Source organism: Luteibacter mycovicinus (assembly GCF_000745235.1).
Lineage (GTDB): Bacteria > Pseudomonadota > Gammaproteobacteria > Xanthomonadales > Rhodanobacteraceae > Luteibacter > Luteibacter mycovicinus.
Genome location: NZ_JQNL01000001.1, coordinates 3834870 through 3850190 on the forward strand (window position 1 = coordinate 3834870; position 15321 = coordinate 3850190).

A 15321-nucleotide genomic window follows, 5' to 3' on the forward strand; every position below is an offset into this window, starting at 1 on the left:
GAAGAAAAGCGCAATTCTCTGTCGGCGCTTGCCACGAACCGGTTGCTCAAGTTAGGATGCGTTATCGTATTAACGCATTAGTACACTATGAAGCGTCGCTCACTCGACCCTGAGACGCCCGCCGATTCGGCGGAAACCAGTCTGTGCGAAGCCCTGGCCGGCCTGGCCACGATCGAGGAGATGCGAGCCTTTCTGCATGACCTCTGCACGCCGGCCGAGATCGAAGTCATGGTCGATCGCTGGCGCGTGGTGCCATTCCTGCTCGAGGGCCGTTCGTACCGCGAAATCCATGAGCGTACGGCCGTCAGCATCACCACCATTGGCCGGGTTGCCCGGTACCTCAACCAGGGCAGCGGGGGCTACATGGCCGCCGCCGCCCGCCGCAATGCCGGGAGTGCCGTATGAAGCCGCGTGATCGACTGCGCATCGCCATGCAGAAATCGGGGCGCCTCACGGAGCCCGCGCAGGAGTTGCTGGCCCGTTGCGGCCTCAAGTTCCGCCAGAGCCGCGACAAGCTGTTCTGCTTCGGCGAAGGCGAGCCGGTGGACCTCCTGCTCGTTCGCGATGACGACATTCCCGGCCTGATCGCCGAAGGCGTGTGCGACCTCGGTATCGTCGGTCGCAATGTCCTGCGCGAATTTCAGCTGTCCAATCCCGAGGCCGGCACGGGCATCGACGAACTGCGCTCACTGGGTTTCGGTCACTGCCGTCTGTCCATCGCCGTGCCGCAGGAAGACGCATACGAAAGCCCGGCGCAGCTCGAAGGACAGCGCATCGCGACGTCATACCCCGGACTGACCGGCGAATGGCTGCGCGCGCACGGCGTGGATGCGAAAGTCGTCATGCTCAATGGCTCGGTGGAAATCGCGCCGCGCCTCGGCACCGCCGACGCCATCTGCGATCTCGTCTCCAGTGGCGCGACGCTGGTCGCGAACCAGTTGCGCGAGACCGCCGTGGTGATCGAGAGCGAAGCCGTCCTCGCCGGCCACGCGGAATTGCCGCTGGACGAGCGCGGTGAAATCGCCGAACTGCTGCTGCGTCGCCTGGATGGCGTCATCCAGGTGCGCGACTCGCGCCTGATCCTGATGCAGGCGCCGCGCGCCGCGCTGGCGGAGATCACCCGCCTCCTGCCAGGGACGCCGGTGCCCACGCTCACGCAGGTCGACGGCTCGCCCGATCAGGTCGTGCTGCAGGCGCTGTGTGCCGGCTCGGTGAGCTGGCGCCAGCTGGAAGACATGAAACGCGCCGGTGCCCGCGACATGCTGGTGCTGCCGGTGGAGAAGATGCTGGCATGAAACGGATCGACTGGAAAACCCTCGACGAAAATGGCCGCGACGCCGCGCTCGCCCGCCCGGCGCAGTCCCGCGCGGCGGAACTGCGTGATGGCGTGGAGGCGATCATCGCCGACGTGCGTGCGCGCGGTGACGATGCGCTGCGCGAACTCACCGCACGCTACGATGGCACGACGCTCGAGGACCTCGCGGTCACCGAGGCGGAGTTCGCCGCGGCGGAAGCGCGTCTGTCGCCTGAACTGAAAGCGGCGGTGCGCGAAGCCGCGGAACGTATCGATACCTTCCACCGTGCCGCCGCTCCGACCGAAGTCGGTGTGGATACGGCGCCGGGCGTACGCGTCGAACGCGTGCTTCGTCCCATTCGCCGCGTTGGCCTGTACGTTCCGGCCGGTGGCGCGCCGCTGCCGTCGACGGCGATCATGCTCGGCGTCCCCGCCGCCATCGCCGGTTGCCGCGATGTGGTGCTGTGCACGCCGGTGCAGGCGAACGGCCGCTGCGACGATGCCGTGCTGTTCGCGGCGAAAACGACGGGCGTGCACCGCGTCTACAAGCTCGGCGGCGCGCAGGCGATCGCCGCGATGGCCTATGGCACGGCGTCCGTTCCGCGTTGCGACAAGTTGTTCGGTCCCGGCAATGCCTGGGTGACCGAAGCCAAATTGCAGGCGGCCGGCGATCCTTCCGGTGCCGCCATCGATATGCCCGCTGGCCCGTCGGAAGTACTGGTGATCGCCGACGCCGGCGCCGACCCGCGCTTCGTTGCCGCCGACCTGCTGTCGCAGGCAGAGCATGGGCCGGACTCTCAGGTCTTGCTGGTCAGTCCGTCGGCCGGTCTTCTCGACCGCGTCGAGGCGGAGGTGGAGCGTCAACGCCGGGAACTCCCGCGCGCCGATGTCGCCGCCATGGCGCTGTACGAGAGCCGCCTGATCCTCGTGAGCGATCTCGCGGAAGCCGTCGAGGTAAGCAACCGCTACGCCCCTGAGCACCTGATCATCCAGACGGCCGAACCGCGCGCGCTGCTCGACGACGTCGAATCCGCCGGCTCGGTCTTTCTCGGCGAATGGACGCCCGAATCCGTCGGTGACTACTGCAGTGGCAGCAACCATGTCCTGCCGACCTACGGCTACGCGCGCAGCTACAGCGGTGTCTCCGTGGGCAGCTTCCAGAAACAGGTCACCGTGCAGGAAGTCACCGCCGAAGGCCTGCGCAACATCGGTCCGTGCGCGGCGATCCTCGCCGAAGCGGAACAACTCGAAGCCCATCGTCGCGCGGTGACCCTGCGCCTTGCCGTTATGGATGCCGTCGCATGAGCGTGCTCGATCTCGCCCGTCCCGATATCCGTGCCATCACGCCGTATTCCAGCGCCCGCATGGAAGCGCAGGGAGGTACGGTGCTGCTCAACGCCAATGAGTCGGCCCGTTCGCCGAACGTGCCAGGCGGCGAAGGCCTGAATCGTTATCCCGACCCGCAGCCGCGCGGTCTCGTCGAAACGCTGGCCGATCTTTACGGCAGCACCAGCGAGCGCCTCCTGGTCACCCGGGGCAGCGACGAAGCGATCGACCTGCTGGTCCGCGCGTTCTGCCGGGCAGGTCAGGACTCGATCGCGATCTCGCCGCCGACGTTCGGCATGTATGCCGTCTGCGCACGTGTGCAGGCGGCCGGGGTGATCGAATCGCCGCTGGATGCGTCCGGCAAGCTCGATCCCGACGCCTTGCTCGCCGCCGTCACCGACACGACGAAGCTCGTCTTCGTCTGCTCGCCGAACAACCCCACCGGCAACCTGGTCGAACTCGCCACCATCGAACGCCTGGCCCGCGAGCTGCAGGGCAGGGCGTTACTGGTGGTCGATGAGGCCTATCTCGAGTTCAGCGGCACGCGCAGCGCCGCCTCGCTGATCGACGACTTCGACAATATCGCCGTGCTGCGAACCCTGTCCAAGGCCTGGTCGCTGGCAGGTGCGCGAGTCGGGACCCTGATCGCACGGGCCGAGGTCGTGGCCTTGCTTCGCCGGATCATTCCGCCGTATCCGCTGCCGTCCCCGTGCGTGGACGCGGCGCTGGCGGCGCTGTCGTACGAAGGACGCCGCGTGCAGCGCCATCACGTACACGAACTGCTCAACGAGCGCGCCCGGATGGCCAGGGCGCTCGCCGCGCAGCCGGGTGTGCGTGAAGTCCTCCCGTCGCACGCGAACTTCCTCGCCGTACGCTTCGACGATGCGGCGGGTACGTATCGCCGACTGCTCGCCGCCGGTGTCGTGGTGCGCGACATCACGAGATACCCGGGCCTCGGCGACGCGTTGCGCATCACCATCGGCACGGGCAACGAGAACGACCGCGTGCTTGCCGTGCTGGGAGCCGGGGCATGAGCCGCAAGATCCTCTTCGTCGACCGCGATGGCTGCCTCATCGAAGAGCCCGCGGACCAGCAGATCGACAGCTATGAAAAGCTGGCGCTGTTGCCGGGCGTGATCGCGGCGCTTCAGCGCTGTGTCGCGGCCGGCTACGAACTGGTGATGGTCACCAACCAGGACGGCCTCGGAACCGATGCCTTCCCACAGGCCTCGTTCGATGGTCCGCATGCGTTGCTGCTACGTATTCTCGCTTCGCAGGGCATTACCTTTCGCGAGCAGCTGATCGACCGCAGCTTCGCTCATGAAAATCTCGATACGCGCAAGCCGGGTGTCGGTCTCGCACGGCACTGGCTGGCGGACGACGGCTGGATCCGTGCGCAGTCGGCCATGGTCGGGGATCGGGAGACCGATCTGGCGTTCGCCGCGAACATGGGCGTGCGGGGTCTCCGCGTCGGTCCCGAGGGCATGAGCTGGGCCGAGCTGGCGCACGCGTTGCTCGATGCGCCGCGTACCGCCGAGGTCGTGCGCAAGACGAAAGAAACGTCGATTCGCGTGTCGGTCGATCTCGACCGCGTGGCGGATCCGGAGATTCACACGGGTCTGGGCTTCTTCGATCACATGCTCGAACAGATCGGCAAGCATGGCGGCTTCGCCCTGCAGCTACGCTGCGATGGCGACACCCACATCGACGAACACCACACCATCGAAGACTCCGCGCTGGCGCTGGGGCAGGCTCTGAAGCAGGCCCTGGGCGACAAGCGTGGCATCGGCCGCTACGGCTTCGCGTTGCCGATGGACGAGAGCGCGGCGCGCGCTGAGCTGGATCTGTCGGGGCGTCCGTATTTCGTGTTCGAAGGCGAGTTCCCGCGTGAGCGCGTCGGCGATGTCCCCACTGAGCTCGTGCCGCATTTCTTCCGTTCGCTGTGCGAGACGCTGGGCGCCAACCTGCACCTCACCGTGCACGGCGATAACGCGCACCATATGGTCGAAGGCTGCTTCAAGGTGGTCGCGCGTACCCTGCGCCAGGCGATCCGTCGCGAGGGTGCGGACCTGCCGAGTACCAAGGGGAGTCTCTGATGCGCGTGGTCCTCGTCGACGCGGGCGGTACCAATATCGGTTCGGTGCGGTACGCGCTCCAGCGTCTCGGCACCGATGCCGAACTGACCTCCGACGCGAATCGCATCCGTAACGCCACGCACGTGATCCTGCCGGGCGTGGGTGCGGCGGCTCCCGGCATGCGCATGCTGCGCGAGGCGGGCCTGGTCGATGTCATGCGCGGGCTGACTCAGCCGGTGCTTGGCGTGTGCCTCGGCATGCAGCTGCTGTGTGCCCGTTCGGAGGAAAGCGACACGGAGTGCCTGGGCATGATTCCCGCGACGGTGCGTCGCTTCGCGGAGCAGCCGGGTTTACGTGTCCCGCACATGGGCTGGAACACTCTGGTGGCGACCGGCGATCATCGTCTGACGGCCGGTCTGAGGCAAGGCGACACCGCGTATTTCGTCCACAGCTACGCCGTGCCCACGGGCGATTACACGCTGGCGTCGAGCGAGCACGGGACCCCGTTCTCCGCCGTCGTCGCGTCCGGTAATTTCATGGGTATGCAGTTCCATCCCGAGCGTTCGGCCGGTGTCGGCGCGCAGCTCCTGCGGAATTTTCTCTCGCTATGACACTTCCCATTCCTGCCATCGATCTGCGCGAAGGCAAAGTCGTGCGTCTGTTCAAGGGTGACTATGCCCAGCAGACGACCTTCGCCTTCGAGCCTGAAGCGCTTGCCGCGCATTACGCCGACGAGGGCGCTTCGTGGCTGCACGTGGTCGACCTCGATGGTGCCCGCACGGGCCGCTTCGAGAACCTTTCAACCCTCGCGGGTATCGCTTCCAGCGGACGTCTACGCGTACAGGCCGGTGGTGGCGTGCGTGATGAAGACGGTGTCCGTCGCCTGATCGACGCCGGCGTACAGCGCGTCGTGGTCGGCAGCATCGCCATGCGCGATCCTGAAACCGTCGCCGCATGGATCGGTCGCTACGGCGCGGAACGCATCGTGCTGGCGCTGGATACGCGTTTCCGCGATGGCCTGTGGAAGCTGCCGAGTGCGGGCTGGACCGCCGACGAGGAGCGCACGCTTGACGACCTGGTGCCCTGGTATCGCGCCGCCGGTGCGCGCCACCTGCTGTGCACGGACATCGACCGCGACGGCACGATGACCGGGCCCAATCTCGCGCTGTATCGCCACCTGGCGAAGCTGGCGCCGGGCATGGATGTTCAGGCCTCCGGCGGAGTCCGTTCGCTGGAAGATATCGCCACGCTCGCGCTGCAGGACGTCGCCGGCGTGATTCTCGGGCGTGCGCTGCTGGAAGGGGCGTTCGCCCTGTCCGATGCCTTCGTGACCGCCGAGAAGGCGAACGCATCATGCTGAGCCGTCGTATCGTTCCTTGTCTCGATGTGCGCGACGGGCAGGTGGTCAAGGGTGTGCGATTCCGCGATCACGTGGTGGTCGGCGAGATCGTCGAGCTCGCACTGCGTTACCGCGATGAGGGCGCCGACGAGCTTGTGTTTTACGACATCACCGCGAGCCCGGAAGGCCGCCGTGTGGATCGCGACTGGGTCGAACGCGTGGCGCGCGAAATCGATATTCCCTTCTGCGTGGCCGGAGGCATCCGCAGCGTCGATGACGCGCGTGACGTGCTGCATGCGGGTGCCGACAAGATTTCCATCAACTCGCCGGCACTGGAGCGTCCTGAACTGGTCGCCGAAATCGCCGACGCCTTTGGCGTGCAGTGCGTGGTCGTCGGCGTGGACAGCCTGCGCGATGACGACGGGGAGTGGCGTGTGCGCCAGTACACGGGCGATCCGTCGCGTACGAAAGCGCTGCGCAAACGCACTCTCGACTGGATCGAGGAAGTGCAGGCGCTGGGTGCGGGTGAAATCGTGCTGAACTGCATGGGCACCGACGGGGTGCGCCGGGGTTATGACATCGAACAACTGGCAGCCGCGCGCGCACTGAGTCGCGTGCCACTGGTCGCGTCGGGTGGCGCGGGCGCGCCGGATCATTTCACCGAGGTGTTCCGCCTCGCGGACGTCGATGCGGCACTCGCCGCCAGCGTCTTCCACAGTGGCGACATCGGCATTCCCGCGCTCAAGCGCGAACTGCGTGCGCAGGGTATCGAGGTAAGACTATGAGCGAGACGACGACACCGGATTTCGCCAAGGGCGACGGTTTGCTCCCGGCCATCGTGCAGCATGCGCGGACCGGCGAGGTGCTGATGCTGGGTTACATGGATGAGGCCGCCCTGGCGAAGACGCGCGAGGTGGGTCTCGTGACGTTCTTCAGCCGCAGCAAGCAGCGTCTGTGGACGAAAGGCGAGACGTCAGGCGATACGCTGACGTTGGTCGACGTGCGTCTGGACTGCGACGCGGACACGTTTCTCGTGCGTGCGGTGCCGGCCGGGCCCACCTGCCACAACGGCACGACAAGCTGTTTCGGCGATGACGTGGCGCCGTCGCTCGGTTTTCTGGGAGAGCTCGACGCGCTGGTCGCGTCGCGGCATGCCGAGCGGCCCCAGGGCAGCTACACGACGAAGCTGTTCGAGGGTGGCATCCGGCGTATCGCGCAGAAGGTCGGCGAGGAAGGTGTGGAAACCGCGCTCGCCGCCGTCGCCGAAGACGACGACGCATTGATCGGCGAAGCGGCCGACCTGGTGTTTCATCTGATGGTGGTACTGCGTGCCCGCGGTATCGGCTTCGACGCGGTGGCGAAGAAGCTGATCGAGAGACACCGCTGACCCGATGCGGGAGGGTAAAACCCTCCGGTAGTCGGCTTCTGTAGGAGCCAGCCCTGCTGGCGATTCGATCTCTCGGGAGACCTGAATCGCCAGCAGGGCTGGCTCCTACACGGGCGTTCGGCGTTTACCGCTTAGCGATTGCCGCCGCGGTTACCGCCACCGCCGCCGCTGCGATTACCGCCGCTGCCACCCGGACGCGGACCGCGATTGCCGCCGCCACCGGGGCGCTGACCGCCGCCGGTACGATTGCCGCCGCCGGCACGGTTGCCCGCGTTGCCGCCGCCACCAGGACGACCGCCGCGGTTGCCGCCGCCTTCGAAGCGGGCGCCGCCGCCCGGAGCGGCGCGATTACCGCCACCCTCGAAGCGCGAACCGCCGGACGAAGCGCGGTTGCCGTCGGCACGACCGCCGCCAGCGGCACGATTACCGTCGGTGCGCGGACCGCCCGTGCGGCTGCCGCCCGGACCGGCCGAACGGTTGCCGTAGCCACCGCCGCCACCGGCGTTGCCGGTATTGCCGCCAGCGCGGCCACCCGGACGCGGACCACGGTTGCCCGTGCTGTTGCCTGCGGCGTTGCCCTGGCCGCCACCGGTGCGCGAGTCGCCCGCGAACCACGTGCGCACGCCCGGCAGTTCCTGGCCCGGGGCGACGCGACGCTTACGCTGGCCACCCGCGGCGTTGCCGCGCTCCGGACGATCGACGTTGCCGTTGACCTCGCGACGCGGAGCGCCGCCACGGCCACCGGCACCGCCGGCACGACCACCACGGCCGCCGCGCGGATTGTCATCGCGCAGACGATCGAAAGCGGTCAGCTCACGGGCTTCGTCATGACGTGCCGAGCTCCACGCGCTGGCACCGCCGGCGTTGGGCTTGTACTCGGTGACGTGGCGCGGCGCGCGGCGCTGGTGCACCACGGCGCTCAGCGTCAGCACCGGGGCGGGTGCGCCCAGGCCCGAACGCTCGCGCAGTTCCTTGATGGCGGTTTCGTCGAGCGACTCGCAGTCGCCACGGCGCAGGGCGCGCGGCAGTTCGACGGTGCCGTAGCGAATGCGCTTCAGGCGGCTGACGAGGAAGCCGGCCGAGTCCCACAGGCGACGGACTTCGCGGTTGCGGCCCTCGCGGATGGTGACGCGGAACCAGCTGTGGCTGCCGCCACGGCTGATCGTGGCGATTTCGTCGAAGCGGGCGGGGCCGTCTTCCAGCTCCACGCCGGCCTTCAGGCGCTCGATCGTCTCGTCCGGCACTTCGCCGTGGACGCGGCAGAGGTATTCGCGCTCGAGGCCGCTCTTCGGATGCATCAGCGCGTTGGCGAGTTCGCCGTCGGTCGTGAGCAGCAGCAGGCCGGTGGTGTTGATGTCGAGGCGACCCACGGCGACCCAGCGCGCGCCCTTCAGGCGCGGCAGCTGTTCGAACACGGTGGGGCGGCCTTCGGTGTCTTCGCGGGTGGTCACCACGCCTTCCGGCTTGTGGTAGACGAGCACTTCGGCGTCGTTGCGGTTGTCGGTGGCGACGACGAACTGCTTGCCGTCCAGGACCACGCGGTCACCGGCATGCACGCTGGCGCCGATGGTGGCGACGGTGCCGTTGACTTCGACTTCGCCGGCCTGGATGCGTTGTTCGAGCATCCGGCGGGAGCCAAGGCCGGCGTTGGCCAGGACCTTGTGCAGGCGCTCTTCGAGCTGCGGACCGTCTTCGGTGGTGCGGCTCTCGCCGCGCTTCAGGCTGAGTAGGGAACGTTGCGGCGCATTCATGCGCGTGACTCCTCGGTATCTTTGCCGGCGTCGTCGTCTTCGACGTCGCCTTCGGGGTTCTCTGCCTCTTCGGCAGTGGGGGAAGCCGCGGCGACGTCATCGTCGCCGGCTGGCAGCTGGGTCGCGACTTCGACGTCGTCGCCCTCGGGGGGCGCGGTCTCCGCGGCGGTGTCTTCGATCGTCGTGGCTTCGGCCACGACATCATCGTTGTCTTCGGTATTCGTCAGGCTTTCGTCGTCTTCCACGTCGACGGGCAGATCGGTCGGCATCGCCGCCTTGGCGGGAACGCCGTCCGCATCGCCCAGGCGAAGCTGGGGGTTGAGCTCCTCCAGATCGCGGATCTCGGAGAGCGGGGGCAGGGCATCGAGCGACTTCAGGTTGAAGTAGTCGAGGAACAGCCGGGTGGTGCCGAACAAGGCCGGCTTGCCGGGAACGTCGCGGTGTCCGACGACACGGATCCATTCGCGCTCTTCGAGCGTCTTGATGATGTTCGAGGAAACCACCACGCCGCGGATCTGTTCGATCTCCGGGCGGGTAATGGGCTGGCGGTAAGCGATCAGTGCCAGCGTCTCGAGCAGTGCGCGGGAGTAGCGGCTCGGCTTTTCGGCCCACATCCGCGAAACCCAGGGATGAACGTCGCGGCGGACCTGGTAGCGCCAGCCGGTGGCGACCTCCATCAGTTCCACGCCGCGACCGTCGGTGTCATGCGTCAGCGACTTAAGCGCCACGACCAGGTCGTCGTCGGTCACTTCATCCTCGTCGACGAAGATCGCCTTCAACTGCGCGACCGTCATCGGCTGGGTCGACGCGAGAAGCGCCGCTTCCACGATGGGTTTGAGTTGTTCGGGTTGCATAGGCCTTTCGGATGCGTGCTTGGGTCAGGCGAGCGCTTCGTCGCGCGCGGCCTCCGTCTGTACCTTCGTTTTCAGGTAGATCGGCCCGAGGGCCTCTTCCTGAACGATCTCGACGAGCATTTCCTTTGCGAGCTCGAGCATGGCCAGAAAGGTGACCACGACTCCGAGTCGGCCTTCGCTGACGTCGAACAGCGTTTCGAACCGGCGGAAACCGCCGCCTTCACTCAGCGTGCCGAGCAGGTCACCCATGCGCTGACGAACGCTGAGCGGTTCGCGCTGGATCGCATGGTGGGTGAACAGGTCGGCACGGCCGAGCACATCCTTGAGCGCGAGCAACATCTCCCTGAGGTCCAGCGGCGGCGGCACACGTACCACGTTTTGCTCGCCGACGAAGGCGTGGACCACCGCCGTATCGCGTTCCAGCCGGGGCAGTTCGTCGATATCCGCCGCGGCCTTCTTGAAGCGTTCATATTCCTGCAGCCGACGGACCAGTTCGGCGCGGGGATCCTCCTCCAGTCCTTCCTCGGCGGGCGGCCGTGGCAACAGCAGTCTGGATTTGATTTCCGCCAGGATCGCGGCCATCAGCAGGTATTCCGCCGCCAGCTCGAGCCGCATCACCTCGCGCATCATCTCGATGTAGTCCATGTACTGCCGGGTGATCTCGGCGACAGGGATGTCGAGGATGTCCAGGTTCTGCCGGCGGATCAGGTAGAGCAAGAGATCCAGCGGGCCTTCGAACGATTCGAGAATGACCTCGAGCGCGTCCGGCGGAATGTACAGGTCCTGAGGCATCTGCAGCACCGGCTGCCCGCGCACGAGCGCAAGGGGCATTTCCTGTTGCTGCGGAATGCCCGCGAAGGCACCCTGAATGTTTTCGACCACCTGGACGTCGGTTGTCTCGTTAGTCATCGGCACACGTCAGAAGGGCCGCGAGTGCGACCGGGAACGCAACAATCGATGCCGTCCGGCGGCTTTACCGCCACCTCGCCCGGCCATGCCTCGCATCGTCGCCGACGAGCGGAAGGCTTTGCCGCTGGACACCCCAGGAGGGTCACCGCCTGTGAAGAATCGTCGGAAGCTGTCCGCCGCCGGTCCCGTCTGTCGGACCGGTGAGGGCGTGACGCCCGAATAAGTTCACCCGAATGGACACAGGGTATCGCCTGTTTCCGCGCAAGTCCAGCGGGCGTAGACGCCCGTCCTTCATCGTTTTGGCACAATACGCGTTATGCCAGCTCCCGATCGCGCCATCATCCACGTCGACATGGACGCCTTTTACGCGTCCGTGGAGGAACTGGACGACCCGACGCTCATCGGCAAGCCGGTGGTCGTCGCCGGTCTGGGGCGCCGCGGCGTCGTTTCGACCTGTAATTACGAGGCGCGCAAGTACGGCGTGCGGTCGGCCATGGCTACCGCCGAGGCCCGTCGGCGCTGCCCGGACGCGGTCTACATCTTCCCCAGGCACGAACGTTACGCGGAAATTTCCGCGATCGTCTTCGGTGTCTTTGCCGAAGTCACGCCGGTGATCGAGGGCCTGTCCCTCGATGAGGCATTCCTCGATGTCACCGCCAGCCTGAGACTTTTCGCATCGATCGAGGCCATCGGTCGCAGGGTGAAGGAAACCATCAAGGCGCGGACCGGTCTGAATGCCTCGGTCGGAATGGCGCACAACAAGCTGCTCGCCAAGCTGGCCAGCGAGCTGTCCAAGCCGGACGGGTTTCTCGTCATCCCGCCCGATCAGGTGCGCGGTTACCTCGACCCCCTGCCGATAGGGCGCATGTGGACCGTGGGCAAGGTGGCGGAAGAGTCGCTGCAGAAGGTCGGCATCCGCACCATCGGCGACCTGATCCGCTCCGACGCCTGGCGTCTGAACAAGGCCGTGGGCGAGCGACATGCCGCTCAGCTGCGGCTGCTGTGCCAGGGCGAGGACCGCCGCCCGGTGGTTACGGACGCACCCGAAGTGTCGATCGGCTCGGAGTGGACCTTCGAGTACGACGTCGAGGAGTTCGGTGTGGCGGAAGCCTGGTTGCTGCGCCAGTGCGAGCGGGTGGGCGCCCGCGCCAGGAGCAGGGCGGTCGAGGCGCGGACCGTCTCGGTAAAACTGCGAGAGCCACCGTTCGTGACGCACAGCCGACAGGCCCAGCTTCCCGTGCCCGGCAACGGAACCCCCGAAATCTTTGAGGTGGCACGCCGCTTGCTTCACATTTGGTGGGACCAGCACCCCCGTCCGCGTTTGCGGCTGCTCGGGGTGACGCTTTCGGGGTTCGATGCACGGCGCGGCGACGAGCAACAGGATATGTTCGCGGCTCCGGCTTCTAAAAAGCCTTCGGATGGCGTACAGGATTTGATAAACGGCCGCTTTGGCGCCGGGGCGCTGGTCCGCGCTGGTGTGTTGAAAACGCGTGGTAGCGAGTGAACGCCGACAGTATGGGCGGAACCTACGACTGCGCTAATGTGTCCGTTTGTGACACGCAAGGTAAGTCGGTCGAGGTGCGCTCATGCACGTTGCCACGAGTACAGACGTTAAACCGGTATGGACAAATACGTTGATGTCGTCTGACAAGGAAGGAACGCGCTATCGCCACGCGCGCATGAAAGTCCACAGTGCCGTCCTCATGAGTCGCGGCGGTGAAGCGCACCCGACCGATCTTGTCGACATCTCGGCCACCGGCGCACTGCTTCGTCGCCCGATGGGCTGGCGGGGCGAGGCCGGCCAGACCTGGGTGCTGGACATGATCTTCGGCCACGACCTCCACATTCATATGGAAGCGTGCGTCGCGCGGGTGTCCGCCCGCCAGATCGGCCTGGAATACACGCTGATCCCGGAAGACAAGCAGGCCCCCCTGTGGGAGCTGCTGGGCGGCTACGCCGACACCCTTGAGGCCTGGCAAGACGAGTAGCTGGGAGGACGAGTAGGAGCGCGCCCTGCGCGCGACATGTTTCAGGGCCATGTCCGGGAGCTCGCGCGTAGTCTTGAAGGCAGCGCCAGCGTCAGAAGGCGTCGCGCGCAGGGCGCGCTCCTACACTTGTCAGGCTTTTGCGGCAGCGCGTTTCTTTCGGTCCTCGTCGCGCAACTCGCGACGGAGAATCTTGCCGACATTCGTCTTCGGCAGGCTGTCGCGGAATTCGATCTGCTTGGGACGCTTGTAACCGGTGAGGTTCTCGCGGCAGTACTCGCTGAGGGCTGCTTCGGTCAGTGAGGGGTCCTTGCGGACGACGAAGAGCTTCACCACTTCGCCCGAATGCTCGTCGTCGATACCGACGGCGGCCACTTCGTTCACGCCGGGGTGGCGAGCGACGATGTCTTCGATCTCGTTCGGATACACGTTGAAACCGGAGACCAGGATCATGTCCTTCTTACGATCGACGATGTAGACGTAGCCGTTTTCGTCCATCTTCGCGATGTCGCCGGTGCGCAGCCAGCCGTTGGCGTCGAGCACCTTGGCGGTTTCGTCGGGACGGTTCCAGTAGCCCTTCATCACCTGCGGGCCCTTGATGCAGAGTTCGCCGACTTCGCCGAATCCGAGCACGTCACCGTCATCGGACCAGATCTGCACGTAGGTGGACGAGATGGGCAGGCCGATCGAGCCGTTGTATTCCTTCAGATCCAGCGGGTTGATGCAGGCGGCCGGAGACGTCTCGGTGAGACCGTAGGCTTCCGCCAGCGTCACGCCCGTCGTCTTCTTCCAGCGCTCCGCCACCGCGCGCTGCACGGCCATGCCGCCGCCGAGCGAGAGATGCAGGGCCGAGAAGTCGAGGTCGGCGAAGCCCGGCGTGTTGAGCAGGCCGTTGAAGAGCGTGTTCACGCCGGTGATGGCGGTGAAGCGCTCTTTCGAGAGCTCCTTGACGAAGCCCTTCATGTCGCGTGGGTTGGTGATCAGCAGGTTCATCGCTCCCATGCGCGTAAAGACCAGGCCGTTCGCCGTCAACGAAAAGATGTGATACAGCGGCAGCGCGGTGACGATGATCTCTTCGCCGGCCTTGGCCGAGCCGCTGATCCAGGCATCCGCCTGCAGCATGTTCGCCACCATGTTCCGGTGGGTGAGCATCGCGCCCTTGGCCACGCCGGTGGTGCCGCCGGTGTACTGCAGAAAGGCGATGTCGTCGTGACCGACTTCCACGGGCGGCAGAGCGTGCGACTTGCCGCGCTCGAGCGCGTCTTTGAAGCGGATGCTGGACGGCAACTTGTACGCAGGCACTTCCTTGCGGATGTGCTTGACGACGAAGTTGATGATGTTGCCCTTGGGAAACCCGATCAGGTCGCCGACGCCGGTGGTGATGACGTGGTGCACCTTGGTGCCGTCAAGGGCCTGCTGCACCGTCGCCGCGAAGTTGTCGAGGACGACCAGCGCCTTCGCGCCCGAGTCTTCCAGTTGGTGATGGAGTTCGCGGGCCGTGTAGAGCGGATTGGTGTTCACTACCGTCAGGCCGAGGCGCAGTGCGCCGAACAGCACGATGGGGTACTGCAGGAGGTTGGGCAGCATGATCGCGATGCGATCGCCCTTGACCAGACCGAGTTCGCCGGAAAGGTAGCCGGCAAACGCGGTCGAGAGTTCGTCGATCTGCCCGTAGGTCAGAACCTTGCCGAAGTTTTTGTAGGCGGGACGGTCACGAAATTTCTTAAAGGATTCTTCGAAGACGGCCGCCACGGAGCGGTAGGCGTTGACGTCGATATCGGCGGGGATGCCGGCCGGGTAGTGGGCAAGCCAGGGACGTTCAATGCTCATGAATCGGACGCGCTCCGTAAAATGACTGTCGCACGGCACACGTCCCGTACGATGCGGCATTGGAGCATACGCGTGCGTATAGCGGCAAGCCGCAACGCAGCGTGAAATCAACCGGAGAAGCCATGAGATTGCCGTCGATCCTCGCCTTCGTTTTCGCCCTTGTCATCGCGCTGTCCGGGTGTCATCGCACCCCGGATGACGAGCGGATTCGTGAGGCCATCGCGACGACGGCAGCGGGAGCCGAAGCGGGCAAGGCGTCCGACACGGTCGCCGCGCTTAGCGATGACTTCGACGGTAACGCCGGACAATTCGACAAGCGGGCGTTGTCGAACATGGTTCGCCTGTTCGCACTGCGCGGGCAGGGCATCCACGTGCTGATGGGGCCGGTGACGGTCGAGCCGCGTGGCGAGCGGAGAGTGGCGAGGTTCACCGTGACGCTTACCTCCGGTAGCGGCGTGTTGCCGGATAACGCGGGGGCGTATGACGTCGAGACGGGATGGCGTAAGGACGGTGGGGAGTGGCGGTGTTTTACGGCTAGCTGGAAGCGGGCGTTGTAAATGAGATCGCCAGCG

General features: G+C 66.1%; 16 protein-coding genes. 12 read left to right on the forward strand and 4 right to left on the reverse strand.

Annotation, left to right across the window (positions count from 1 at the left end; all coding sequences use genetic code 11):
* Nucleotides 1–87: 87 nt before the first annotated feature.
* Genes FA85_RS16915 through hisIE form a run of 9 tightly spaced genes read left to right on the forward strand, consistent with a single transcriptional unit; the run spans nucleotide 88 to nucleotide 7420 of the window.
* Nucleotides 88–405 (forward strand): YerC/YecD family TrpR-related protein, encoded by a 318-nt coding sequence (locus tag FA85_RS16915; RefSeq protein WP_036114643.1) that lies wholly within the window; start codon nucleotides 88–90, stop codon nucleotides 403–405.
* Nucleotides 402–1295: an ATP phosphoribosyltransferase gene (gene hisG, locus FA85_RS16920; RefSeq protein WP_036114639.1), complete on the forward strand. Its 894-nt coding sequence runs from the start codon at nucleotides 402–404 to the stop codon at nucleotides 1293–1295. Before FA85_RS16915 ends, hisG begins: the two co-directional genes overlap by 4 nt.
* Nucleotides 1292–2599 (forward strand): histidinol dehydrogenase, encoded by a 1308-nt coding sequence (hisD, locus tag FA85_RS16925; RefSeq protein ID WP_036114636.1) that lies wholly within the window; start codon nucleotides 1292–1294, stop codon nucleotides 2597–2599. Before hisG ends, hisD begins: the two co-directional genes overlap by 4 nt.
* On the forward strand, nucleotides 2596–3654 hold the full coding sequence (gene hisC / locus FA85_RS16930; RefSeq protein WP_036114634.1) for a histidinol-phosphate transaminase: 1059 nt from the start codon (nucleotides 2596–2598) through the stop codon (nucleotides 3652–3654). Before hisD ends, hisC begins: the two co-directional genes overlap by 4 nt.
* Nucleotides 3651–4715 carry a bifunctional histidinol-phosphatase/imidazoleglycerol-phosphate dehydratase HisB gene (gene hisB, locus FA85_RS16935; protein WP_036114631.1) on the forward strand — a complete coding sequence of 355 codons (1065 nt, stop codon included), beginning with the start codon at nucleotides 3651–3653 and terminating at the stop codon, nucleotides 4713–4715. Before hisC ends, hisB begins: the two co-directional genes overlap by 4 nt.
* A complete protein-coding gene (gene hisH / locus FA85_RS16940; protein ID WP_036114628.1) occupies nucleotides 4715–5305 on the forward strand; it encodes an imidazole glycerol phosphate synthase subunit HisH in 591 nt (196 codons plus the stop codon). The genes hisB and hisH overlap by 1 nt, the downstream gene beginning before the upstream one ends.
* Entirely contained in the window at nucleotides 5302–6054 is a 753-nt protein-coding gene (gene hisA, locus FA85_RS16945) for a 1-(5-phosphoribosyl)-5-[(5-phosphoribosylamino)methylideneamino]imidazole-4-carboxamide isomerase (RefSeq protein WP_036114625.1), read from the forward strand. Before hisH ends, hisA begins: the two co-directional genes overlap by 4 nt.
* A complete protein-coding gene (gene hisF, locus FA85_RS16950; RefSeq protein WP_036114622.1) occupies nucleotides 6048–6818 on the forward strand; it encodes an imidazole glycerol phosphate synthase subunit HisF in 771 nt (256 codons plus the stop codon). Before hisA ends, hisF begins: the two co-directional genes overlap by 7 nt.
* Nucleotides 6815–7420 (forward strand): bifunctional phosphoribosyl-AMP cyclohydrolase/phosphoribosyl-ATP diphosphatase HisIE, encoded by a 606-nt coding sequence (gene hisIE, locus FA85_RS16955; protein WP_036114619.1) that lies wholly within the window; start codon nucleotides 6815–6817, stop codon nucleotides 7418–7420. Before hisF ends, hisIE begins: the two co-directional genes overlap by 4 nt.
* A 131-nt stretch (nucleotides 7421–7551) precedes the next feature.
* Here hisIE and FA85_RS16960 read toward each other — a convergent pair whose 3' ends face one another.
* From FA85_RS16960 to FA85_RS16970, 3 genes are read right to left on the reverse strand one after another with little or no spacing between them, the layout of a single operon-like run.
* Nucleotides 7552–9171, reverse strand: a complete 1620-nt coding sequence (locus FA85_RS16960; protein WP_036114616.1) for a pseudouridine synthase — start codon at nucleotides 9169–9171, stop codon at nucleotides 7552–7554.
* Nucleotides 9168–10025 carry an SMC-Scp complex subunit ScpB gene (gene scpB / locus FA85_RS16965; RefSeq protein ID WP_036114613.1) on the reverse strand — a complete coding sequence of 286 codons (858 nt, stop codon included), beginning with the start codon at nucleotides 10023–10025 and terminating at the stop codon, nucleotides 9168–9170. Before scpB ends, FA85_RS16960 begins: the two co-directional genes overlap by 4 nt.
* A gap of 24 nt (nucleotides 10026–10049) precedes the next feature.
* The gene (locus tag FA85_RS16970) at nucleotides 10050–10856 is read right to left on the reverse strand and encodes a segregation and condensation protein A (RefSeq protein WP_197056691.1); all 807 of its coding nucleotides are present in this window, start codon (nucleotides 10854–10856) and stop codon (nucleotides 10050–10052) included.
* Between the two features lie 394 nt (nucleotides 10857–11250).
* Here FA85_RS16970 and dinB point away from each other — a divergent pair, with 394 nt between their 5' ends.
* Together dinB and FA85_RS16980 are read left to right on the forward strand one after the other, a co-directional pair.
* Entirely contained in the window at nucleotides 11251–12438 is a 1188-nt protein-coding gene (gene dinB / locus FA85_RS16975; RefSeq protein ID WP_036114611.1) for a DNA polymerase IV, read from the forward strand.
* A 133-nt stretch (nucleotides 12439–12571) separates the two neighbouring features.
* Nucleotides 12572–12922: a PilZ domain-containing protein gene (locus FA85_RS16980; RefSeq protein WP_036114609.1), complete on the forward strand. Its 351-nt coding sequence runs from the start codon at nucleotides 12572–12574 to the stop codon at nucleotides 12920–12922.
* 129 nt (nucleotides 12923–13051) lie between these two features.
* On the opposite strand, the gene FA85_RS16985 is transcribed toward FA85_RS16980, so the two are convergent.
* Nucleotides 13052–14749: an AMP-binding protein gene (locus FA85_RS16985; protein WP_036114608.1), complete on the reverse strand. Its 1698-nt coding sequence runs from the start codon at nucleotides 14747–14749 to the stop codon at nucleotides 13052–13054.
* 122 nt (nucleotides 14750–14871) lie between these two features.
* On the opposite strand from FA85_RS16985, the gene FA85_RS16990 reads away from it, so the two are divergent.
* Nucleotides 14872–15306 carry a hypothetical protein gene (locus FA85_RS16990; RefSeq protein ID WP_036114607.1) on the forward strand — a complete coding sequence of 145 codons (435 nt, stop codon included), beginning with the start codon at nucleotides 14872–14874 and terminating at the stop codon, nucleotides 15304–15306.
* The last annotated feature ends 15 nt before the right edge of the window (nucleotides 15307–15321 follow it).